General features: G+C 61.4%; 26 protein-coding genes and 1 tRNA gene. 10 read left to right on the forward strand and 17 right to left on the reverse strand.

Going from position 1 to position 22118, the window contains the following annotated elements:
* Nucleotides 1-10 precede the first annotated feature (10 nt).
* The gene (locus ACERJA_RS02140; protein ID WP_373606663.1) at nt 11-136 is read right to left on the reverse strand and encodes a hypothetical protein; all 126 of its coding nucleotides are present in this window, start codon (nt 134-136) and stop codon (nt 11-13) included.
* Between the two features lie 177 nt (nt 137-313).
* Between ACERJA_RS02140 and ACERJA_RS02145 the strand changes: the two genes are divergently transcribed.
* Nucleotides 314-619 carry a hypothetical protein gene (locus ACERJA_RS02145; protein WP_008163294.1) on the forward strand — a complete coding sequence of 102 codons (306 nt, stop codon included), beginning with the start codon at nt 314-316 and terminating at the stop codon, nt 617-619.
* A gap of 332 nt (nt 620-951) precedes the next feature.
* Here the strand turns inward: ACERJA_RS02145 and ACERJA_RS02150 are convergent, their stop codons facing one another.
* From ACERJA_RS02150 to ACERJA_RS02170, 5 genes are all read right to left on the reverse strand, one after another.
* A complete protein-coding gene (locus ACERJA_RS02150) occupies nt 952-3534 on the reverse strand; it encodes a transcriptional regulator (protein WP_373606664.1) in 2583 nt (860 codons plus the stop codon).
* 37 nt (nt 3535-3571) lie between these two features.
* Nucleotides 3572-3850 (reverse strand): UPF0058 family protein, encoded by a 279-nt coding sequence (locus tag ACERJA_RS02155; RefSeq protein WP_006068029.1) that lies wholly within the window; start codon nt 3848-3850, stop codon nt 3572-3574.
* 67 nt (nt 3851-3917) lie between these two features.
* Entirely contained in the window at nt 3918-4568 is a 651-nt protein-coding gene (locus tag ACERJA_RS02160; RefSeq protein WP_373606665.1) for a DUF998 domain-containing protein, read from the reverse strand.
* A 145-nt stretch (nt 4569-4713) separates the two neighbouring features.
* The gene (locus ACERJA_RS02165; protein WP_373606666.1) at nt 4714-5874 is read right to left on the reverse strand and encodes an ABC transporter ATP-binding protein; all 1161 of its coding nucleotides are present in this window, start codon (nt 5872-5874) and stop codon (nt 4714-4716) included.
* Between the two features lie 104 nt (nt 5875-5978).
* Nucleotides 5979-6449 carry a DUF5793 family protein gene (locus ACERJA_RS02170; RefSeq protein ID WP_373606667.1) on the reverse strand — a complete coding sequence of 157 codons (471 nt, stop codon included), beginning with the start codon at nt 6447-6449 and terminating at the stop codon, nt 5979-5981.
* 206 nt (nt 6450-6655) lie between these two features.
* On the opposite strand from ACERJA_RS02170, the gene ACERJA_RS02175 reads away from it, so the two are divergent.
* Both ACERJA_RS02175 and ACERJA_RS02180 read left to right on the forward strand, forming a co-directional pair.
* Nucleotides 6656-7366, forward strand: coding sequence for a class I SAM-dependent methyltransferase (locus tag ACERJA_RS02175; protein WP_373606668.1), 711 nt, complete (start codon nt 6656-6658; stop codon nt 7364-7366).
* A gap of 102 nt (nt 7367-7468) precedes the next feature.
* Nucleotides 7469-7539, forward strand: a tRNA-Gly gene (locus tag ACERJA_RS02180).
* 191 nt (nt 7540-7730) lie between these two features.
* Here ACERJA_RS02180 and ACERJA_RS02185 read toward each other — a convergent pair.
* Entirely contained in the window at nt 7731-8141 is a 411-nt protein-coding gene (locus ACERJA_RS02185) for a universal stress protein (RefSeq protein WP_373606669.1), read from the reverse strand.
* A 238-nt stretch (nt 8142-8379) separates the two neighbouring features.
* Between ACERJA_RS02185 and ACERJA_RS02190 the strand changes: the two genes are divergently transcribed.
* Nucleotides 8380-8790, forward strand: a complete 411-nt coding sequence (locus ACERJA_RS02190) for a universal stress protein (protein WP_373606670.1) — start codon at nt 8380-8382, stop codon at nt 8788-8790.
* A 263-nt stretch (nt 8791-9053) separates the two neighbouring features.
* Nucleotides 9054-10028: a radical SAM protein gene (locus ACERJA_RS02195; RefSeq protein WP_373606671.1), complete on the forward strand. Its 975-nt coding sequence runs from the start codon at nt 9054-9056 to the stop codon at nt 10026-10028.
* 114 nt (nt 10029-10142) lie between these two features.
* Here the strand turns inward: ACERJA_RS02195 and ACERJA_RS02200 are convergent, their stop codons facing one another.
* The 3 genes from ACERJA_RS02200 to ACERJA_RS02210 form a co-directional block, all read right to left on the reverse strand.
* On the reverse strand, nt 10143-10862 hold the full coding sequence (locus ACERJA_RS02200) for a DICT sensory domain-containing protein (protein WP_373606672.1): 720 nt from the start codon (nt 10860-10862) through the stop codon (nt 10143-10145).
* 49 nt (nt 10863-10911) lie between these two features.
* The gene (locus ACERJA_RS02205) at nt 10912-11295 is read right to left on the reverse strand and encodes a hypothetical protein (RefSeq protein WP_373606673.1); all 384 of its coding nucleotides are present in this window, start codon (nt 11293-11295) and stop codon (nt 10912-10914) included.
* 91 nt (nt 11296-11386) lie between these two features.
* Nucleotides 11387-11935 (reverse strand): hypothetical protein, encoded by a 549-nt coding sequence (locus ACERJA_RS02210; RefSeq protein WP_373606674.1) that lies wholly within the window; start codon nt 11933-11935, stop codon nt 11387-11389.
* A gap of 256 nt (nt 11936-12191) precedes the next feature.
* On the opposite strand from ACERJA_RS02210, the gene ACERJA_RS02215 reads away from it, so the two are divergent.
* Both ACERJA_RS02215 and fen read left to right on the forward strand, forming a co-directional pair.
* Nucleotides 12192-12719, forward strand: coding sequence for a GNAT family N-acetyltransferase (locus ACERJA_RS02215; protein ID WP_373606675.1), 528 nt, complete (start codon nt 12192-12194; stop codon nt 12717-12719).
* 72 nt (nt 12720-12791) lie between these two features.
* Entirely contained in the window at nt 12792-13769 is a 978-nt protein-coding gene (gene fen, locus ACERJA_RS02220) for a flap endonuclease-1 (protein WP_373606676.1), read from the forward strand.
* A gap of 103 nt (nt 13770-13872) precedes the next feature.
* On the opposite strand, the gene mvaD is transcribed toward fen, so the two are convergent.
* From mvaD to ACERJA_RS02245, 5 genes are all read right to left on the reverse strand, one after another.
* Nucleotides 13873-14850 (reverse strand): phosphomevalonate decarboxylase MvaD, encoded by a 978-nt coding sequence (gene mvaD / locus ACERJA_RS02225; RefSeq protein WP_373606677.1) that lies wholly within the window; start codon nt 14848-14850, stop codon nt 13873-13875.
* A 171-nt stretch (nt 14851-15021) separates the two neighbouring features.
* A complete protein-coding gene (locus ACERJA_RS02230; protein WP_373606678.1) occupies nt 15022-16368 on the reverse strand; it encodes an FAD-dependent oxidoreductase in 1347 nt (448 codons plus the stop codon).
* A gap of 224 nt (nt 16369-16592) precedes the next feature.
* Complete coding sequence (locus tag ACERJA_RS02235) at nt 16593-16844, reverse strand: HalOD1 output domain-containing protein (RefSeq protein WP_373606679.1); 252 nt, start codon at nt 16842-16844, stop codon at nt 16593-16595.
* A 5-nt stretch (nt 16845-16849) separates the two neighbouring features.
* Nucleotides 16850-17431 carry a DsrE/DsrF/DrsH-like family protein gene (locus tag ACERJA_RS02240; RefSeq protein ID WP_373606680.1) on the reverse strand — a complete coding sequence of 194 codons (582 nt, stop codon included), beginning with the start codon at nt 17429-17431 and terminating at the stop codon, nt 16850-16852.
* A 1-nt stretch (nt 17432) separates the two neighbouring features.
* On the reverse strand, nt 17433-17678 hold the full coding sequence (locus ACERJA_RS02245; protein WP_373606681.1) for a sulfurtransferase TusA family protein: 246 nt from the start codon (nt 17676-17678) through the stop codon (nt 17433-17435).
* A 258-nt stretch (nt 17679-17936) separates the two neighbouring features.
* Between ACERJA_RS02245 and ACERJA_RS02250 the strand changes: the two genes are divergently transcribed.
* The 3 genes from ACERJA_RS02250 to ACERJA_RS02260 all read left to right on the forward strand — a co-directional run bounded on the left by ACERJA_RS02250 (nt 17937) and on the right by ACERJA_RS02260 (nt 20158).
* Nucleotides 17937-19130 carry an MBL fold metallo-hydrolase gene (locus ACERJA_RS02250; protein ID WP_373607442.1) on the forward strand — a complete coding sequence of 398 codons (1194 nt, stop codon included), beginning with the start codon at nt 17937-17939 and terminating at the stop codon, nt 19128-19130.
* A 20-nt stretch (nt 19131-19150) separates the two neighbouring features.
* The gene (locus ACERJA_RS02255; protein ID WP_373606682.1) at nt 19151-19642 is read left to right on the forward strand and encodes a YeeE/YedE family protein; all 492 of its coding nucleotides are present in this window, start codon (nt 19151-19153) and stop codon (nt 19640-19642) included.
* An 81-nt stretch (nt 19643-19723) separates the two neighbouring features.
* A complete protein-coding gene (locus ACERJA_RS02260) occupies nt 19724-20158 on the forward strand; it encodes a YeeE/YedE family protein (RefSeq protein WP_373607443.1) in 435 nt (144 codons plus the stop codon).
* 213 nt (nt 20159-20371) lie between these two features.
* Here ACERJA_RS02260 and ACERJA_RS02265 read toward each other — a convergent pair whose 3' ends face one another.
* Both ACERJA_RS02265 and trxA read right to left on the reverse strand, forming a co-directional pair.
* A complete protein-coding gene (locus ACERJA_RS02265; protein ID WP_373606683.1) occupies nt 20372-21169 on the reverse strand; it encodes a ZIP family metal transporter in 798 nt (265 codons plus the stop codon).
* A 210-nt stretch (nt 21170-21379) separates the two neighbouring features.
* Nucleotides 21380-21817 (reverse strand): thioredoxin, encoded by a 438-nt coding sequence (gene trxA / locus ACERJA_RS02270; RefSeq protein WP_373606684.1) that lies wholly within the window; start codon nt 21815-21817, stop codon nt 21380-21382.
* Nucleotides 21818-22118: the final 301 nt, after the last annotated feature.

The raw sequence follows: 22118 nt of genomic DNA on the forward strand, positions 1-22118 counted from the left end.
CGTGTATAGATCAGGCTGGAACGCCCCAGGTGCCGACCACCGTGGCTCGAGTGATGCCGTGGTCGTCATCCGGGTCCGGACCACGAACCTCCGACCGCGGGCGCGGCACTGGCGAGAGACTAGCGGTCGGTCTCATGAAGAATCATCACTGTTTCGTCGGGCGATTCCGCCGACGTGATAGGCCAGTGAATCGTTCGTCCACGCTGGGAACGGAACCGTTAACTACTGACAGGACCAAGATGTCAGTTGAGCGGAAACCGGTCAGTCCGCGAGAGTAACTTTTAAAAGGCCCAAAGACAAGTTAACAAATGCCATGATAGACCGACTTGAGAAGGAAGTCGATATGTTGGAACGACATCTGCAGGTCCTGAAGATGGTTATCGAGAACGAACCGATCGGGATCGTCAAGATGTCGAACGAGACGGGCTACCCACACCACAAAGTTCGGTACTCGCTTCGTGTCCTCGAGGAGGAAAACCTCATCGAGCCCTCCAGCCAGGGTGCAATCAAGACCGAGCGCACCGCTGAGTTCGTCGACGAACTCGACGGCAAGCTCGACGACATTATGGACAAGCTCGATGGCATGAAGATCGAAGACGTCGCAGAGATCGAAGGCTAATCTCTCTTCGCACCGCACCGGCCTGATTCTGTGCGTCTTTCAGGGCCGGAGATATCGAGGCAACGCGTCTCGACCAGCGATCGATATCTGCTCATCACGGACGGCCACACTCGAAACCGGTCGGTTAGTGACAGTCACGTACCCGGCTGACTGAGCGCTGGCCAGCGCCGACTCATTTATGCCGACTTCGCTTCGCTCATCGCTGAGACTGCACGCGATACTCCGCTTGCAATGGTCGGCAACAGTCACGCGAGAGTGCTGGGAGAATCAGTTGGTCACGTGTGATCGGTGCGTGAATCGTGTTGTCCGGCAGTATTAGTCCAACCCGGCGGTCACAGTTCGGGCACGTTCATGTGGAACCCTTCCGAGCGCGATTCGACCAGACAGAGGTGATACCCCTGTTTTCGGGAGAGATTAACGTAGCTCAACTTCGAACTGCGGCTGAGTAGGCCACCAGTCGTCGCCTGTTCGGCGACCTCGAGCGCGCCAGGCTCGAAGTAACTCGAGGTGACAACGGTCGCCGCCGCGAGATCGGGGTAGTTCGCCTTGACTGCTGAGGCGGCTTCTTCCATCTCCTCGAGCATCGCCTGTGTTGCGGGCTCGCGCGATTCGTTCAGGTTTGCGACGATCAATGGGTTCCCCATCTTATCGAACGCGACGATATCGAAGGTTACGTCGTCGGGAACGTCGTCGGTGTCGTCGTCTGCGAGCGAGATCGTCGCCTCGAGTTCGGCGCGGTCGATTCGTGGGATCGCGTCGTAGAGATCGCCAAGTCCGTTGGCGTTACCGGTATCACGGATCTCATAGAGCACCATTGCGGTGAGCCAGTCGACGAACCGATACTCCATTGTCGCGGTGAGAAACTCCTCGTAGGGAGCGCCATCGACGGCGACGTCGCTTGCGTCGAACCCGGTGTGATACTCGAGGCGACGATTCGACTCGACCTCGGTGCGATCGGCCTCGCCGTCGTGGGCCGTCTCGAGGGTTGGCTGGCTCTTCGAGCCATACCGGACGAAGAGGTTCGTTCCGGCCAGTGCCTGTTGGGCCGGCAGTGTCGTACTCGCGTCCGGCGTGTCCGTCTCCGAGTCGGATGCAGATTCACGAGCCTGTTCCAGTTCGGATTGGAGCTTTTGTACACGTGACTGGAGGCGATCGACCGTTGTCGAGAGCTCGTTGTTTTCCGATCGAAGCCGGTCGCGTTCGGCCTCGAGCTCCTCGGCTCTGGCTGCGAGGGCGTCGCGTTTCTCCACGAGCGTCTCCAGTTGCTGTGTGAGCGTGGCGATTCGCCGTTCGTGGTCAGCGCTGGATGCTGTCTGTTCGTCCGCTGATCCGGCAGTGGTGGCGGTAGCTTGCTCTGCCTGTTGTGAACTGCCGCGTTGGCTGTGGGTGTCTTCTTCGGATCGTTGACGCTGTCGGTTCGTTTCCGACGTCGGTGTCTCCGATCTGGCGGCCGTCGTGGCTGTGCGACCCGACGTGTTGTCGGCTCTGTCAGTGGTGGTCGACTTCGATGACGACCGTGCAGTGTCACCGCGGCCGGCGGACGCACTGTTTTTCGCCGACTCCGCTGATTCAGTGTTGTCTGGATCGATCGACGGGATACGCCGCGTTTCGCGCCACTGTGCTTCCTGCTCGAACCGTTCGTCATCCGCCTGTGGTTCGTCGTCGGACTGTGACTCGACGTCGTCTTCAGTCCAGGAGATGTTGCTCTGCTCCAGCTGTGCTGCTGCTTTCTCTACTGCGGCAGGATCGAGACTCGACCGTTCGCCGCGCTCGCTGTCAGTTCCAACGGACTCATCGGCCGAACCGACCGTCGTGGTGTTTGCTCCCACCGCTTCGGCGGATTCGTTGGTCCCGGCTTCGTCATCGTCGCCAACCGATACGGACTCGTGTTCGGGCGCGCCCGAATCGGAACTGCTGCTGTCGTCGATCGCAGTCGTTGCTGCCAGATCTGTGACGGACTCACGTGTCTCCGGCTCGAGTTCCGTTTGGCCGTCTTCGTCCGTCGGAGCCGAATCGCTCTCGAGTTCGGTTGTCACTCCTGTCTCAGTAATGCCGCTCGAGGCAGGGTGTGGCTCCGAGCCGTCGGTCGTCGTGATCCCTGACTGGGCATCCGTCTCCTCGCTGGGTGACTCCGTCGTCGTGTCATCGAGGGAGATATCTGCGACTGAGGTGCCCGCGGGCTCATCGGCCGTTGTCGGCTCCGTTTCGGAGAGATCGATCGACTCGATCGCCGACTCCGTCGGATCGGCACTCGGCTCGGTGTCCATCTCCGTGTTTGGCTCGTCGGTCGTCGCTGCGCTTGGCGTCGGTTCCGGCTCGGTGTCGGGAGTGGTCTCGTGGTTCGCACTCGAATCGTCGACGTGTTCGGTCGTGTCCGTGCCTGGAACGTCGGTGACGTCGATGTCGACGTCGGTTACTTCGTAGATCCCAACCTCGTTGTCGGCACGTTCGAACGCCTCATCGCCGGTCAGCAGCTGCTCGGCGTTGCCGATGTAGGCCGCCGCCATTCGACGACCGCCGTAGTAGACGGCGTAGTAGTCTCCACTAAGGACGTTTTCGCTCAGTTCGACATATCCCGTAAACGAGCCGCTCTGGAGTGTCTCGTCGACTTCGTGCAGTGGTGTCTCGTTCGTGTAGTACTTCGCTCTCGTGTCACCGTCTGCTTCCTCCATCGCCGAGAGCAGTGGGAGCGACGGATGCGGTGCCTCATAGACCGTCCCCGTCGTGGTCTCGAAGTCCGAAACTGATCCGTCGACGATGCCGACGATGCGGCCGTTGAGCATAAATAGCCACGTCCCAGCGGCGACAACAGCCCCCGAGAAGTCAGCAGCAGCGAGATCAGCAAGCCCATCGTACCCGCCATCGAACTGATGAGAATCCCATTGTTCGACGCGCTCTTGCGTGCGCGAGTTCATAGTTCAACAAGCGGGAACTGAAACAAATACGTTTCGCCTAGATTTTCGACTCGGCGTCTTCGGCGAGTTCTTTCATCCGTTTGCCGATTCGACCGGCGCTCGAGAACTCGTCTTCGCTCATGCCGTTTGCAAGGGCGTTGCCGAGGATGAAGACGGCGTGTTTGTGTTCGCTTTTCGATTTGTGGACGTGTGATGGATCGACGTCGAGTTCGTGGTACGGCTCGAAAAGTGTCTCATCCACGTCTTCTCGCTGGGAGAAGTGCTCCATGATGACGACGAGTTCTTCGTGGAGCTCGAGGAGTTCGTCCTTATGCATACACCGTTGTATGAACGGTTTCGATTTAAGCGTTGTGTGCGCTTGTCGTAAAACCCGTCTCGGGCGCTCAGCGGCTCGGTACGGTGGTTCTGCTCCCGTCTCGTCGCCACTGAATGCCGGCAATGAGGAGGACCCAACTGCCGAAGGCAAGCGCAGCGACGAACTCCGGGACGGCAAACCACGCCATTGGGTCATCGCTGCCGACTCGAAACAGCAACCAACCGAGCCAGCCGAGTGGATGCACTAGTCCGAGCCAGATCGATGCCAGTCCGAGTCGTGGCTTCTCGACCAGGACGAGTCCAGTGCCGTAGAGCCACTGTGCAAACGGTGCGAGTCCGAAAAACAGCACGGCAGCCGGCCCATGCAGACTCGTTGTGAGATAGAACTCAGTGTGGTCGAGAAAGAAGACACCCACACCGACCAGTCCGATCGTTGCACCCCACAGCAAGCCGACGCCGAGGCGCTCGAGGGTGGTCTGACTCGCCACCCAGAGTCGCCAGCCAAACGGGAGTCCAAGCAGTCCACCGAGAACGAGCCCGCCGTTGAAAAGCAAGAAAGTGGTGGCGCCATAGCGGCCCATATCCGAGAGCGCGCGGTCGCGCCAGGTGAACGTTTCCGGGGCAGCAAGCAGGGTCGCAAGGAAAATTGCACCCAGAGCGACGATCGGTGCGGCGAGTCCACACCCCGACGCGATTCGATGCCAGTTCCTGTCAGCCATACTGTTCAAATCGCGACGAAAACGTATCAACCTGTGTGTTTGTTTCTCCACGCGGCGCAGCGGCAACGCAGCCGGACACAATCAGTATCGGGGCGACCACAAGGCGGCTCGCAGTCGTGCCAGCAGATCGTGACAGCAGCTCGTCTCAGTCCGCACCAACAGGCGTCGTCCCGTCGCGCTGGCCGGCTGGGAACCATGCGAGTTCGTGGTCGGCCGTGACGCGGACGGTAACACGCTCGTCGAGATCGATCTGGTCGGAGTGGTTGTGCATACACTCGATGGTTTCACCGGTGTCGAGTTCAACACGATACAGGACAGTCGGGCCGAGATACCGGCGGTAGACCACACTGCCGTTGGCTTCCGACTCCTCGGCTAGGAAGGCCGTCACGTCATCGGGGCGGACAAGCAGGTCGATGTTGGTGCCGTCGTACTGGTGGGCAAGGCCGTGGACGTCATCACGAAGCACGCGACCGAGTGCGGTGTCGACGCTGTCGCCGTGGACCGCTCCCGAGAGAAAGCTGGCGTGGCCGAGAAAGCCAGCGACGAACCGCGACTCGGGCTGCTGAAAGACCTGCTGTGGCGTGTCGATCTGTTCGATCGCGCCGTTGTTCATCACGGCAACACGGTCGGAGATCGAGAGTGCTTCTTCCTGGTCGTGAGTGACTGAGATGGCAGTGACACCAGCTTCCTTGATAATCCGACGAACCTCCTCGCGCATCTCGACGCGCAGATCCACGTCCAGATTCGAGAACGGTTCGTCGAGCAACAGCATCTCGGGTTCGGGCGCAAGCGAGCGAGCAAGGGCGATCCGCTGTTGTTGCCCGCCGGAGAGTTCCTCCGGATAGGCCTCGCCCTGTGTCTCGAGCCCGACGAGCTCGAGGAGTTCGTCAACGCGTGCGTCGCGTTCGGTTTCGGCCCACTCTTGGAGCCCAAAGGCAACGTTCTCGCGGGCGGTCAGGTGTGGAAACAGCGCGAACTCCTGGAAAACGACGCCGACGCCGCGGTCTTCCGGTGGCACGAATCGACAGTCACCGGCGACGTCAGTGTCTCGAAGACGGATCTGGCCGCTGTTCGGTTTCTCGAGGCCGGCGATCAGCCGTAACGTCGTCGTTTTGCCACAGCCGGACGGGCCGAGCAACGTGAGGATCTCACCGTCGCGGACGGTCACAGAGAGATCTGGGATGACTTCTTCGGTACCGTACCGTTTGCCGACGTTCTCGAGTTCGAGCACGACGTCATCCGCCGACACCGTCGGTGTATCCGGTTGTTCTCCAGCCGTCGTTGTGAGCAGTTGTCCGTTCGCCATTGATCGCCCCCCTCCGGCATCTGCCGGCGTTCGTTCTTTTAGGCGCGCCTAAAACACTTATATCTGCCGGTCAGATCCAGTCGGGTAAAAAGACTGCTCGCCGATCAGAGTTCGACGCCGCTCGGGATCAAACTGTGTTGGCGAAGCAGATCTCCCTCGTCGTCGTAGACGAGAAACGTTTGTTTGTCGTAGCTGACAAACGGGTCGCCATCGAGACTGATTTCGACCTCATAGCGTCCCTCGGCTTCGGTTTCGTCCTCACCGTAGCCACGTGCGGCCTGGATAAACGTCAGGACATCGTCGGCATCCTCATTGAGTTCGAGAATGAACTCGCCGGTGACCCGGTTCGTAACGCTGACGACACCCGCGGTACCGTCGCCCAGTGGGCCCTGTAATCGGAGTGCAACATCGGTTTCCGCTGCCTCGAGAACGTCTCCGTCGGGGCCGGTAAGGCGCTCGCGAAGCATCGTCGCCGGGCCAGTAAAGTCAATCGATACCGAGGGTTTGCTCGGCTCACCGTTGGTCTCGACCCAGTCGACATTGTTGACATCTAACGTGAAGTGCTCGCGCCTCATTCCGTATCTACCGATTCGCACTCACACCGTATCAACGTAACGCACAGCGAACCGTCACGTCGCGGTGGCCACGTGACCAGCACATCTCAACGGCTCCCGTTTCAACCCACCATCGTGTGAGTGCAGTGGCCCTCTCGATCACGAGCGTGTCCGTCGTCTGCTGGCGTTGCGAACGCTTTTTGCGCGCTCCCCAACGAGGACGGACAATGGCCGAGGAGCAAACGCGAGCCGATACCTCGCGACGAGTCGCCGTTCGTGACACTTACGACCGGATTGCCACCCACTTCGCCGCCACCAGAGAGTATGCCTGGCCCGAAGTCGAGACGTTCGTCGAGACGTATGTCGACGGCCTCGAGACTGACTCGGACACGCCGCCTACCGGGCTCGATCTTGGCTGTGGCAACTGTCGCCACGCCGAGCTGTTGGCCCCTCACTGCGAACCAGTCGTCGGCCTCGACGCCAGCCGCGGACTCCTCGAGACTGGGCGTGAACGCGCCTGTGAGCGCGAGTTCGAGGTCGCGCTCTGTCAGGGCGACGCCGCGAGACTGCCGCTGGCTGCCGACAGCGTCGACATCGCCGTCTACGTCGCGACGCTCCATCACCTGCCGACCCAGCGAGCACGACGCGATAGTCTCGACGAACTCGCACGCGTTCTCGCTCCAGATGGCCGCGCACTCCTCAGCGTGTGGTCGACCGCCCACGACAAATTCGACGAAACGGAAGGATTCGACACGACTGTCGAGTGGACGCTGCCGGGTGGCGAGATCGTTGACCGGTTCTACCATATCTACAGCCCCGAGGAGTTCGACACGGCGCTCGAGGCGAGCGCACTCGAGGTACTCGAGTGGGAGGTCTCGAGTGGTAACTGCTATGCGACGGTCGCGGGAGCGGCCGACTCGAGCCCGCGAGCGGAGTGATAGCGTCAAGTATGGTCGAAAATGGGGGCCAGGAATGGCCGACTCGAGCGGGTTGATCGAAAACGGAAGCATCTTAAACACGGAACCAGAAATGGGAGATAGGCGCGGATGGTCTAGTGGTAGGACCTGAGCCTTCCAAGCTCATGGCCCGGGTTCAAATCCCGGTCCGCGCACTTCTGCTGCGAGCAAATTCGCGAGCAGCAGCAGTCGCATGAGGGTTTGAATTATACTGAGGTTCTGCGAGCGGAGCGAGTCGGTTCTCAGGGGGAGTTCAAATCCCGGTCCGCGCACGTCTGCTGCGAGCAAATTCGCGAGCTGCTAGGCGTTGTCCGCGCGTCTCAGAGCCACCGACGCGATATCCGTCTCAGTCTTCCGGACGCACTGTCAAGACGGGTACCGACGACCTTCGGACGACTCGTTCCGCAACACTCCCGATAATGGCGTGCTCGAGCCCACTTCTCCCGTGGGTTCCCATAATGATGACATCGATATCGTGGTCTTCACTGTAGGCGAGCACCTCTTCTGGTGGGTTTCCCGTCCGAACTTCCGTACGCACATCGACTCCGTCCTCGGTACACCGCTGTTCGATAGCTTCGACTGCGCGTTCTGCCTCGGCTTCTGGATCGTGGCGAAGCCGGTCGCGTGTGACGACGTACGGGACGACCGACAGTGCGTGCACCGTTGCGCCGAACTCGTCTGCGATCGCGATTCCATTGTCGATCGCCTGCGCTACGTTTTCGCTCCCGTCGGTCGGGATGAGAATGTGTTCGTACATTGATGTAATTCAGCCGACGAATACGTCTATAAGCCTTCTGCTTGCATAGCTCTGGGTGTCGGTTGGAACCGCTGTGCTACAGCAGCCGCTGAACGTCAGTGGCTACGATAGATACTGGGAGTCGGGCTGTCGATTCGAGTTACCGGCCGGCCACGGACGATGAACGGGACGACGTTCCAGACCGGATGACCCCTCGCCTATATGACCCGCATTGTGGACAGGACGAACCAGAGCAGCAATGGTCGAGCATATTTTGGTCCCGACGGATGGCAGTGACAACAGCTATCGCGCACTCGAGCAGGCAATCGAGATCGCAACCCCACTCGAGGCAGCCGTTCACGTGTTGGCAGTCGTTCCAGAGATGACCAGAGGGGCCAAACTCCGCGAGGAGTGGGCCGACCGTGTCGACGAGGCAGTTGAGACGGGGCGAGAACAGGTAGAACAGGCAGGTCTTGCGTTCACGGGCGCCACTCGAGAGGGGCCCGTCGCCCGACAGATTGTCGAGTACGCCGACGAAAACGATATCGATATGATCGTCATGGGAACCCACGGTCGGACCGGTCTCCACAGGTTTCTGGTCGGAAGTGTCGCACAACGAACGATCCAGACGGCTCCAATCCCGGTGCTGACGGTGCCACCCGAGGAGTAACGCGCCGGAACCGAACGACGGGCACTTCGATCCGATTCGGCCGCCCGACAGCGTTCGAGTGGCTGACGGACACCTATCTCGAGTTCCGGCTACTCGAGCAGTTCGCTGTCGGACACCGACTCGAGGACCGTCGGTTCGGAACGGCCGACATCGCGGATGACCACCCCGGTCACAGGTCACACCGCTGAACTCAACACACCGTTTGAATGAGCATTCTGTCGGGTGGCACCACAACTATGGTATCGAGTACCAAACTCAACAGTATGAGCGTCGAGTCATCAGCGTCGACACCGAACTACCAGCAGCTTTCGGACGACGAGTTCGAGCAGCGCAGTACCGACCTGTGGGAGCGATACGCCGACTGCGACCTGTGTGCCTACGAGTGTCACGTCGATCGAACGGCTGGTCAGGAGGGCACCTGCCAGGTCGACGACACTGCATACGTCTCGGCACACTTCCCGCATTTCGGCGAAGAGGACTGTCTCAAAGGCCACAACGGGAGCGGGACGATCTTTCTGGCGAACTGCAACATGAAGTGTGTCTTCTGCCAGAACTTCGAAACCAGCCACGAAGCAGCAGGTGAGCCGGCAACACCGGCCGAAATCGCAGAGATGGCCCTCGAGCTCGAGGCGAACGGCTGTCACAACATCAACTTCGTGTCGCCGACCCACCACGCGCCGCATCTGGTCGAAGCCGTCAAGCTCGCCGACAAGCGCGGCCTCGACGTGCCGATCGTCTGGAACTGCGGTGGCTACGAGCGACCAGCGATCCTCAAGCGACTCGATGGTGTCGTCGACATCTACATGCCCGATGTGAAGTGGGCGGACGATCAGGCGGCGGCGAAATACTCGAAAGCGCCGAACTACTGGTCCAACAGCAAGGAGTCGCTCCGGGAAATGCACCGGCAGGTCGGCGACCTCCGCCTCGATGACACCGGGCTGGCGACAGGCGGCGTGCTCGTTCGACACCTCGTCATGCCGAACCACGTCGACAGCGCCAAACGGGTGCTCGAGTTCGTTGCGACGGACCTGTCCGCAGACACTTTCGTCAACGTGATGGCACAATACCAGCCCCACTACAAGGCCGTCGATGAGGAGTATTACGAGGCGATCAGCCGTCCGATCACCGAAGCCGAGTACGACGCCGTGATCGAACACGCCCGTGATGTTGGACTCGAGCGACTCTCTCTCGATCGGTCGATGCTTGCGGACCGGCCGGGATTACAGGGATTGTTCTGAGGCTGTCGGCCGGACCGGAGACGACGACCGCGCGAACGCACAACTGTTCGGCGATGAAAGACGAGGTGTTGTGGGTCCGGCGGTGGCGAAACCGACGTTGAGCAGGTGGGCTCGTCACTCGCCAGCCGCCCGCAGCGCCCGCTCGAGTCGGGCGACGAGCTGTGTCTCGTCGGTCCACAGCCCATCGAAGCCGCTATCGGCGCGCTCTCGAGCGATGAGACCGCTCGTCCGAAGCGGATCGCCGTCGCCGTCGAAGGCGAGCACCCAGAACGAGCCGATCTCGTCGCCGCCGTTGGTGTGGATCGTTACGCCGGGGATCGACGGCCGATTCCAGTCGTCGGCAATGTAGACGTGGATGTCGAGTGCCGTCTCCGCGGCGAGGCGGGCGTAGACAGGCGCCATCGCCTCGAGGGCAGTCGCCTGTTGAAATCCGACCCGGAGCGTCCCGCTGCCGGCTCGCCAGGCTCGGTTTTCGATCTCACGGCTGACCGCGAGTAGCTGTCGTCGCTCGAGGGAGCGCCACACCGTCGATTCGAAGACGTCGATCAGGCGGCGATAGGCGGCGTCGTCGAATGCATCAGTCCACGGCTCATAGATCGGTGGCTCGAGAAACTCGCGGGCGGCGTCGAGGCTGACAGCTGCGACGAACGTCTCGTCCTCGTGGATACTAAAAAAGCTCTGGCTGGCTGCTGTTTCGTCCGGAAGCGAGCGGTAGTCGACGGCGTCGACACCAGTCTGGAACCAGTCGACGATGTCGGGCTGTGGCTGTGGCGCATAGATGGTGACCGTTCGCGTGGGCGGTTCAAGTCGAGTGAAGCAGGTAGAGAGTGTCATTGGATGTGGGCCTCGAGCCCGAACGAGCGATCGACCGCGGCGTGAGTGATCATGAACTGGTTTCCATCGCACAGGCCCGTGTTATCAACGTCCGAATCGGCGCTGGGCACGGCGCCAGCGAAACGGTACCGGCACGTTCGTCGTAACACACGACACCCGTCTCGACCAGCATTGGAACGTGTGTGTGGTGGAGGCTCAGATAACACTGCTCTCGACACTGTGGTTCGACGATTCGGCCATCCGTTGTGTGAATCCAGCTGACAACGACGTCGGCCAGCTCTGACACTGACGCCGTTTCGTGTTCGAGCAGAAAATAACACGCGAACCGGCGGTTCCGGTTTCGAAGCACCAGAAACCCATCGTCGACGACGTCCTGTCTCGACGCCGACCCGTTCGACGAGCGGTGTTCGGGGTCCATGCCTTGGGCAGACATCGAGAGCACATCAATCGCTCCCTTACATTTGCCATCGGTGATCTGTGGAGACGACACCTGCCGACCCCGGAACTCGAGTCGATGAGCGATATCAGTCTTCGAGTGGCTGCCCGGACGGCTGCTCGCTGAGATCGGCGGTCGTGGCGAAGACGACTCCGAGGACGACCCCGAACAGGAGATGTCCAACGAGGCTCTCGATAGCGGCTATCGGGAATCCACCAGCGGTACCGCCGATCGTCGCAGCCCAGACCGGCAAGACGAGCACGGGGAGGAGTGCCCAGACCGCAAGGCCGAACACGAAGCCAGCACCGACGAGGCGGAGCGTCATCCCGGTCTGTGAGAGTACGTCCGTCTCGACGTCCGTCCGGAGAATGCCGAGGATGGGGTCACGAGTTACCAGCCATCCGAACACGAGTCCGAGGACGATCCCGTGGGCGATATGAACCCCCCAGCCAACGACACCGACCGGCTCGAGCCCGTAAATCTCGGGGATAGCGACGGCGACGACAGCAGGATCGAACAGCCACATCAAGAGGCCGAACGCGGCGGCCCCGATTCCCCCACCAACTGCGCCACCGACGAACCAGCCGCTGGTGCCACTGATACCGAACGCGGACACGTCGTCAGTCTCGGTGCTCATAGCTTCAGCTACGATCAACGGTCCCAAAAGCGTTGGACTGGCACGCACAACCACCGCGTCGATGGTCGAGCACGGCCCACTCTGGTGCCAACGGACACGGATTGTTGTCACTATTTATCGTCGATCGCCAGAAACAGGGCCAGCGATCGGCGGTAATTGAAGACAACAGTCCGTCTGACACGACTCTCACGCCGCTGTTCAGCGATCGATCGACATATTCAGTAGCGACTATAGGTGCTGGCCGGCAACTACCAGCGTGGAGTACGATCTGCTTGGCTGGCCGCCCGATGGCCCGAAACTACGCCTCGATTACAAACGGTTCAGCTACGCCGGCAAGTTCGTCATGACGAACACCGGGAAAGCCGTCGCTCGAGACGACGGCACGATCGTTGCCGCCGTCGCGTTCAACGAGGATCGCACCGACGCGGGAACGCTGTGGCTGCGTTATGTCACCGTCGACCACGGGCGCCGTGGCGAGGGCATCGGCCCGGCGCTACTGCGCCACGTTCGTGATCGCGCCGTAGAGCGCGGCTACGACCGGCTTCGAATCGCCGTCAACAACCCGTTTGCCTACGAGGCGCTGTACCGGGCCGGCTTCGGCTACACGGGGGAGACGACAGGCATCGCCGAACTGGTGCTCGAGTATCCGACTGCTGCTATCGAGAATCCTCGAGAACGCTATCAGGCCGGCCTCGAGCAGTTTCGAGAGCGCGACCTCTCCGAGGATGAAGACGGGTTTCTCGAGTCGCGACGCGACAGCGACCCGCCTGAGCCTGCCTCCTGACAGGGACTCGAGCACGGACATCCGTTGGCACGAAGCCAATAGTTCAAATCCCAGTCGGCCCAAACGTCGCCAATGGGAAACGCTGCACTACGCGATATCGCCGTCATCGAAGAGATTCCGTTCGACGACGTCGAGGGTGTCGTCGCGGTCGACGCACACAACTGGCTCTATCGCTATCTGACGACGACGGTCAAGTGGACGAACAGCGACAAATACACCACCGCGGACGGCACCGAGGTCGCCAACCTCATTGGCATCGTCCAGGGCCTTCCGAAGTTCTTCGAACACGATATCACGCCCGTGATGGTCTTCGACGGTGGCCCGTCTGATCTGAAAGCCGACGAGATCGAGTCCCGCCGCGAGCAACGCGAGACCTACGAGGACCAACTCGAGGTCGCCCGCGAGGAAGGCGACACAGTGGCGATCGCGCAACTCGAGTCCCGCACGCAGCGACTGACGCCGACGATTCAGGAGACCAGCCGGGAACTGCTCCGCCTACTCGACGTCCCGATCGTCGAGGCGCCAGCGGAGGGCGAAGCACAGGCTGCTCACATGGCCCGGCGTGGCGACGCCGACTACGTCGGCTCGGAGGACTACGACGCGCTGTTGTTTGGCGCACCGCTGACGCTGCGCCAACTGACGAGCAAGGGTAACCCCGAGCTGATGGATCTCGAGGCCACCCTCGCACACCACGACCTCACTCTGGAGCAACTCATCGATGCGGCAATTCTCATCGGAACCGACTTCAACGACGGCGTGCACGGGATCGGCCCGAAGACGGCGATTTCCGAGATCACCGAACACGGCGACCTCTGGAGCGTCCTCGAGGCCCGCGGCGACAGTGTCGAGTACGGCGACCGCGTGCGACAGCTGTTCCGTGATCCGAACGTGACCGACGACTACGAGTTCGAGACGACGTTGGATCCGGATCTCGAGGCGGCAAAGGCGTACGTTACCGACGAGTGGGGCGTCGACGCCGGCGAGGTCGAACGCGGCTTCGAACGGATCGAGGAGAGCGTGACACAGGCGGGACTGGATCGCTGGACCTAAATTTGCTGCTCGCTGCTCGAGTCGCGAGCGGCGTTTCGACTCGCTGTCCAAAAACAGTCCGCAGCCGATCACGCGACGGCTGCGTTGGAGAGCTGCACGGCTCCTAGAACAGGTGGTCGTCCAGCAGTCGGGCGGGGCCGCCGACGTCCCAGATGGTCGTCGAGACGCCGCAGTCGGCGATTTCTTCTTCGACGCGCTCGGCGTACTCCTCGGTCGTATTGACGTAGACGGTAGCGCCGGTGTCGGTCGAGAAGTAGACCGGAATATCCTCTTCCTCACGGAGCTGGCGCACGCGGTTGAAGATCGCCAGCGTCTCTGGCTGCCAGTAGAGCCAGCCCGAGGGGCCGGTCATCGTGGTTGCGGCGAGCGACAGCGAGTCGTGTTCGGCGAGTTCGAACGCAGCCTCGAAGTCGTTGTTTCGCAGCGCATCCCGCATCTCGGCGATCTGGCCGTGGATGTGGGCGTTACGCGCCTGGAACATGTGGCTGTCGGCAGCCTCGTTGTGGGCGTCCTCGGTCTCTTTGTGGTAGGGGACGAGGCCAACGACGATCTTGAGGTCCTCGTGGAGATCGGTCGGAATGCGACTGGAGCGACAGTCCTCGTCGTTCATTCCCGTGTGTAGCTGCGAGAACGCGCCGGTGACGGCTCGAGCGGCCGACGCCGAGCCGACGCGAGCGATCGTCGAGATCTCCTGTTTCGATGCGTCGAGCTCTGCGGCTTCGGCGAGTGCCATCGCGGCGGCTGCAAAGCCGGATGACGACGAGCCGAGTCCGACGTTCGAGGGGAAGCTGTTCTCGCTCTCGAGGCGAACCGGGTAGACGGTGTGGGCGGCGTCGGATTTCGACCGTGCCTTTTCGACGACGGCTTCGACCCGCTCGTGGGCCCGGCCGTCGAGTTCCTCGCCGTCGACGACGAACGTGTCCTCGTCGTAGTCCATCGAGAACTCGACGGTTGTCCGCGTGTGGCTCGGGGCCGTACAGAGGCTGATGCTGTCGTGGTACGGCAGTCGTTTGATGTCGTCTCGCATCCCGTGATACTTCACCAGCCCCTGAATCGGGTGGGCCATGGCGGTGGCTTTCATATCCGGATAGGCGGATGACGGCCGCTTAAAGCTCACGGCATCCGGGTGAGAACAGAACAAGTGGGGTTTCCGGGAGGAAGAGACGTCTCCGCGACGATTTTCAGACCGTTCGTGGTGTGCCAGCGTGGTGAGACACACCGATCTGTGAGCGCTGGTGGGGCGTGCAGGCCGTTACTCGAGGCGACCCGAAAGCACCTTCGCGGCGGTGAGAATCGGATCCCAAACGGGGCTAAACGGCGGCGCGTAGGCGAGATCGAGGTTCTGTAGCTCTGTGACGGTCAGTCCCGACGTGACAGCCGTTGCGACGGTGTCGATCCGTTTTGTCCCCTCGGGGCCGACGAGACCGGCTCCGAGGACGCGGTTGCTCTCCCGGTCAGCGACGAGCGTGACGGTCAGCTCGGTCGCGCCGGGGTAGTAGTGCGGTCGCGTCTCGGTGTCGATGGTGACGGAGACGGGATCGAATCCAGCCTCGCGTGCGCGCTCGTCGTCGAGAACACCGGTTCGGGCAGCACCGAGCTCGAAGGCTTTGACGATCGCCGTGCCGGCGGTGCCGCCAGTCTCCGTGGGCTCACCCGAAACAGTCGAGCCGATCGCTCGACCGGCCCGGTTCGCTGTCAGCGCCAGTGGGACGTGGTCGGGCTCGCCAGTGACGACGTTTTCCGCCTCGGCACAGTCGCCCGCAGCGTAGACGTTCTCGTAGTTCGTGCGGCCGTACTCGTCGGTCGCGATAGCACCCGTCTCCCCGATCTCGATACCAGCCTCCTCAGCGAGTTCGACGTTTGGCGCGACGCCAACGCCGACGATGACCAGATCCGCCGACACCGAGTCGTCTTCAACTTCGACTGACTCGACGTGGTCGCTGCCAGCGAAGCCCTCGACGGCGGTCTCGAGATGGAGATCGACGCCCTGCTCGCGGAGGTGTTCCTCGACGACCTGTGCCGTCTCCTTGCCGAAGGGCTGGAGCGTCTGGGGCAGCATCTCGAAAATCGAAACGTCGACGCCGCGTTCATCGAGCGCTTCGGCCATCTCGACGCCAACGTAGCCGCCGCCGACGATTGCGGCGGTTGCTGGCTCGTGGTCCGAGACGTACTCTTCGATGGCGTCTGCCTGGTCCATGCTCCGGAGAGTGAACACGCCCTCGAGGTCGATCCCATCGAACGGTGGGACGATGGCGCGTGCGCCTGTGCCGATCAGCAGGTCGCCGTAGGACTGCTCGAAGTGCTCGCCGTCGGCCTCGACGGTGACGGTCTTCGCCTCGGGGTCGATCGCGACGACCTCGTGGCCGGTCCGAAGGTCGACGTCACGTTGCTCGCGGAACTCCTCGGGCGTGACCGAGACGAGGTCCTCGAGGTTCTCGACGTCGCCTTTGATGTAGTAGGGCATTCCACAGCCCGCATACGAGACCCACTCGCCTTTTTCGAAGACGAGTACGTCCCGGTCCGGGGCCTCGCGTTTGGCCTTGCTGGCGGCACTCATCCCGGCTGCGTCCCCGCCGACGATGACGAACGGATCTGTCATGAGTGGCGATACGCTCGCACCATAGTAAAGTATTTCCCAAAATGCACAATACTAAGAAGTCGTCGACAGCGTCGATCGCCAGTGACTGTGCTTGGTAGACACGCGTGACTGCGTCGAATATCACGTGACTGCGTCGTGGTCGAAGCTGGACAGTCAAGAACTGTCTGTGGATGCTGTCAGCTACGTGCCATGTGCACACGTCTCAAGAATTGTTCGTAATCGGATTACTCGAGGTCGACGCGCCCGCTCGCGGAGACCGTAATCTCGTGGCCACGGTACTGAAACGAGACTCGGCCGCGTCGAGTCGTCGGTCCGGATGTAGTCGGTTCGAAGAGTCGATCCAGCGCGTTCGTATCGACAACGTCGTACAGCGGTGGTTCGAGGCTGGCAGGATCGATGTCGTCTGCGTCCGCGACGGCCTCGATGACACGCAGACTTGGACTTGTGTTTGCCTCCGGCGATTCGTGTTCGGGCATATGAATTAGACCAGCAACTGGACGTCCGATTCGGCCATGTGCTGGATCGCAGTTGCTGCGCCGACACCTGTCGTCACGCCGTCGTAGAAGTCGTTTTCGTCGTACTCCATCAGCTCGATGGTCATCTGGCAGGCCTGCAGATCGACGCCCTGGTCGAGCGAGAGATCGATCAGCTCCTCGATGGTCGCGGTGCCGTTCTCGTCGATTTTCTTCTGCATCATCTTCGTCGCCATCGAGTCCATGCCGGGCAACGCGGCAAGGGCGTTCGGCATCGGCATGTTCGGATTGCCGACGGCGGAGAGTTTGAGCTCCTTCGATTTCTCCTCGTGGAGGATGTCGAGTCCCCAGAACGTGTGGAAGACAACGACATCCCAGCCGAAGGCAGCCGCCGTGCTCGCGAGGATCAGCGGCGGGTACGCCATATCGAAACTCCCCTGGGTCGCGATGATCGTCATCTTCTGCTGGTCGTCGCCATCATCCAGCTCGGCCAGTGACGCCTCGAGTTCGTCGACGCGCTCGCGCAGCGCCTGCAGCTCGGCGGCGTCGATGGTGCCGTCGGCCGACGGCGTGGTGTTATCCGTACTCATATTATGCCGTCTTCTTCACGTAGTGGGTGTAGAGGTCATCGCCCTCGACCTGGTCGAGGAGGTCGACACCGTCGGTGCCTTCTGCCCAGCCCTGAATGTCACTCATGCTGCCCGAGTCAGTCGAAACGACTTCGAGAACGTCGCCTGCCTCGAGGTCATCGATCGCTTGCTTGGTCTTCACGATGGGCATTGGGCAGGACAGTCCTTTCACGTCGAGCGTCTCGGTGGTTTCGTATTCTGAGCTCATATGTTGTCTCTGTGCTCTGTATTGGAGCTAATACACAATATTGGCCGTGCCTATAAAAGGATATCGATTATTGCACTGATTGTGAATAGCTGCGGTTTTCCGGAACCCGTCATACACCCCGTTATTTTCCGTTAGTGCTGTTTATACGCGCGTTCAAACAATAAGTTCCGTTAAACAGCCCGTTGCCTGTATTGTGCGATGGAGGAAATACCATACAAACTCTTAAGTGCGAGTAGCCGGTACTGGATACTGTACAACATGGATGACATGGACTTTCCAACGCCAGACGAACCGGTCGAATCGGTTACTCCTGCCGAACTGAAAGCACGAATCGATGCGGGCGAGGCGGTCACGATCCTCGACGCGCGCATGGAAAGTGACTACGACGAGTGGCGAATCGACGGCGATAACGTCGAATCGATCAACGTCCCATACTTCGAGTTCCTCGAGGACGATATCGACGCCCACGTCCTCCAGCAGATCCCCGACGACCGCGAAGTCACCGTCCTCTGTGCGAAAGGCGGTGCCAGCGAGTTCGTCGCCGGCGCACTGGCCGACCGCGGCTACGACGTCAACCATCTCGAGGAGGGAATGAACGGCTGGGCACGGATCTACGAGGCCGTCGAGGTCGACGGCTACGACGGTGCCGGCACCCTGCTCCAGTATCAGCGCCCATCGTCGGGCTGTCTCGGCTACTTCGTCTACGACGACGGCGAGGCGGCCGTCATCGATCCACTGCGTGCGTTCACCGACCGCTATCTCACCGACGCCGACGAGCTCGGCGTTGATCTGAAGTACGCGATTGACACGCACATCCACGCGGATCACATCTCGGGCGTTCGCGCACTCGGTGCCGTCGGCGTCGAAGGCGTCATCCCCGAGGCCTCGGTCGACCGTGGCGTCACCTACGCTGATGAGATGACGCTGGCTGCAGACGGCGACGAGTTCGAGGTCGGCGACGTCACGATCGAGACCGTCTCCACGCCCGGCCACACCTCCGGGATGACCTCGTACCTGATCGACGGCGAACTGCTCGCGACCGGCGACGGGCTGTTCATCGAGAGCGTCGCCCGCCCCGACTTGGAAGAAGGCGACGACGGCGCACCCGAAGCCGCCAGCATGCTCTACAAGAGCCTTCAGGAGCGTGTCCTCACGCTACCCGACGACACGCTCATCGGTGGCGCTCACTTCAGCGACGCCGCTGTCCCCGCCGCAGACGGCACCTACACGGCACCGGTCGGCCAGCTCGAAAACGAGATGGCTGCCCTGACGATGGACGAGGAAGACTTCGTCGAGCTGATCCTCTCGGATATGCCACCACGCCCGGCCAACTACGAGGACATCATCCCAACGAACCTCGGCCAGCAGGAGGCCGACGACGACGAAGCCTTCGAACTCGAGCTTGGCCCGAACAACTGTGCTGCCAGCCAGGGCTCGCTGGCAGACGACTAAGACACGTGATCTGATACTGAATGTTTACAGAACTCGTCCCGCTTTCCCTGACCGCCGAGCTCTTTCCCAACGGTGTCTTTCGATACGCCGTCGGGGGGCTGCTCGTTGGCCTCGGAGCGGCAGTGATCTACCTCGGGACCGGCATCACCGCCGGCGCGAGTACGTTCCTCGAGTCGACGCTTTCGTACGCCTCCAACCAATCGCGGTTCCAGCGCTACCGACCCTCTCGAGACTGGCGGGTCGTCTTTACGCTGGGAATTGTCCTCGGAGCGGCCGTCTACGCCGTCATCTGGCAAGGTGGGGCGTGGACGACCGACGTCCAGCCCTGGCGGCTCCTGGTCGGCGGCGTCTTCGTCGGCATCGGGACCCGTATCGGCAAGGGCTGTACCTCTGGCCACGGCGTCTGTGGCGTCGGTTCAGCCTCGAAGACGTCGATCGTCGGCGTGATGACGTTCCTGGTCGTCGCCATCGTAACAGCACAGCTCGTCCAGCTCATGGGGGTGAGTCCGTAACATGAGTTGCGAGACGTTTGCGTCTCGAGATAGCGAACGAGGAGGTGACGACCCGTGAGCAGCAACCGCCACCCACTGTTCATGCCGCTGATCTTCGCCGGCGGCCTGATCTTCGGCTTCGGGCTCGGCTTTAGCCACATGGCCCGCCCGGAAGTCGTGCTGGATTTCCTCCAGTTTACCGACTTCGGGCTGTTGTTCGTCATGTTCGGCGCGGCGATCGTCACCGGGATCGTGTTCGCGATCATGCCGCGACTGCGCGACAGCGCACCGTTGACTGGCGACGCCTACGGCCGGCGGCTGAAGTCGTTCGACCGAAACGTCCTCATCGGCGGCGCGATCTTCGGCGTCGGCTGGGGCCTGTCGGGGATCTGTCCCGGCGCGGCCTACGCCAGCCTCGGTATCGGCAACGTGACGATCCTGTGGGCAATCGTCGGTATGTTCGCTGGCGCCTACCTCCAGGGTGTCTGGCGCAGCCAGCGTGCCGCGTCCGAAACCACTCCAACCGGGGCTGACTAATCTCGTGAGTCCGGCTTTCGTCTCACGATCCGCTGTCTGAACACGTTTTCGTACACGACTTCTGGACCCACAACGAGACTGCCGTCTCACCTCGTTACCGCTCGAGTCAGTTCCTCGCCTGGGTGAGCGATGCGGACCCGATCGCTGCGACGCCGTTTGCGCGGGTCACTGTCTCGTTCGCACTCGGCTCCGCTCGAGGTGCGCTGCCGGCGCTCAGATAACTGCCAGCGGCAGCATAATCGCCACCCCGATCGCGATCCCGCCGGCGAGTTCGGGCTTCCCGCCGTTTGGCAGGTCTTTTCCGAGATCCAACGCTTCCGGAATGAACTCCGTCAGCACGAGATAGATCATCGCCCCCGCAGCAAACCCAAAGCCAAACGGTAGAAACTCCCGGGCGACGCTGACGAACGTGAAGGCGATGACAGCCCCAAGCGGCTGTGGCAGACTCGAGAAAACCGCCCACCAGACCATTTTCCACTTCGAGACGCCCATCGACTTCAGCGGGATCGAGATCGCCGTCCCTTCCGGAATATTATGAATCGAGATCGCGATCGTCATGAAGATCGCCAGCACCGGGACGGTAAAGCCAAGAAACGCCACGCCGTCCTCGAGACCGAGATCCGCAAACGAGACGCCGACGGCGATCCCTTCTGGAAAGCTATGGACGGTCAGAATGCCGAGGATCAGGACGAGTTTCTTGAAATCGGCCTCCTCGTACTCCCGGGGATCGATATCGGCGTCCATGAGGATGTCGTGTGCGATCACGACGAGCAAGACACCAGTGGCCATCCCTGCTGCAATCTCGAGTGGGGTGCCTTCGGTCAGCCCCTCTTCAATGAGCCCGAACACGGACGCTGAGACCATGATTCCAGAGGAGAGGCCCCAGAGCATCACACTCCGGCGGTCGCTGATCTCGTCAAAGAAGAAAAACGGTAGCGCACCAAGCCCCGTCGCCAGCGCTGTAATCGCCCCCGCGACGAACACGAGTACGAGACTCTCGAGAAGAGTCATCTCTCTCTGTTAGCTGTCGAACTGGTCGTATAAATCGTTAGTTTTCCCTGACCCGCTCGGTCGATCAAATACCGGTCTTTGCGTTGGACTTCGAGTGCCTGCTGCCAGTCGTTGTCGTGGCTGCGGTCAGCGTCTGCGTTCTGTTACTACCCACATGACAAGCAGCGACCAGACGAGACGCAGCGACTGTGCTGACCGACACAGTGGCGCTTAGCTGTGCTGATCGATGAGGCCCTTGAGCGTCGCCTTGTCCTGTACGCCGACCATCCGCTCGACGGGCTGGCCGTTGGCGTAGAGGATGAGCGTTGGGACGCTGCGAGCGCCCAATTGCTGGGCAAGACGCTGGTGGGCGTCGATGTCGACTTTCGCGACCGCGGCATCGGTTTCTGCGGCCAGCGCCTTCACCGTCGGCTCGAGCATCTGGCAGGGACCACACCAGTCGGCGTAGCAGTCCACGAGGACGACGTCGTGGTCGTTGACGACGGTCTGGAGGTGGTCGTTGCCTCGAATACTGATCGGTTCGGCTGGACTGGTCCCTTGCTGGGCGTCGGATCCGGCGACGTTGCCGCCGTTCTCGAGGCGTTCGCGCAACTCCTGTTTTTTCTGTTCGCGGATTCGTTCTCGTTCGTCGTCTGCAGAGTCACTCATCGGGCGACCGTACGGCCTCTGCAACCATAATAGTTGTGTGTATTACGAACAATATTGGGCCGCTGCTGGCGGGAGACGGTTTCGTGGTCAGTACCGCAGTCAGTCGGCTCTCGTGGCGGTCGTGACGGGTGGCTCGAGGACAGATGCAGACCCAGTTGTGGTCAGAGCGAGAGCGGAACGCTGTGACGGGCCTGGTGCTTGAGGGTCTCATCTCTCTCGAGGGCGAGCCAGCCTGTCTGGGCTCTCTGCCACGCCGTGCCGGGGAACAACCCCCGGCCAACCGGGATTCGTGGTAGTGGTT

Source organism: Natronorubrum sp. A-ect3 (genome assembly GCF_041821125.1).
Taxonomy (GTDB): Archaea; Halobacteriota; Halobacteria; order Halobacteriales; family Natrialbaceae; genus Natronorubrum; species Natronorubrum bangense.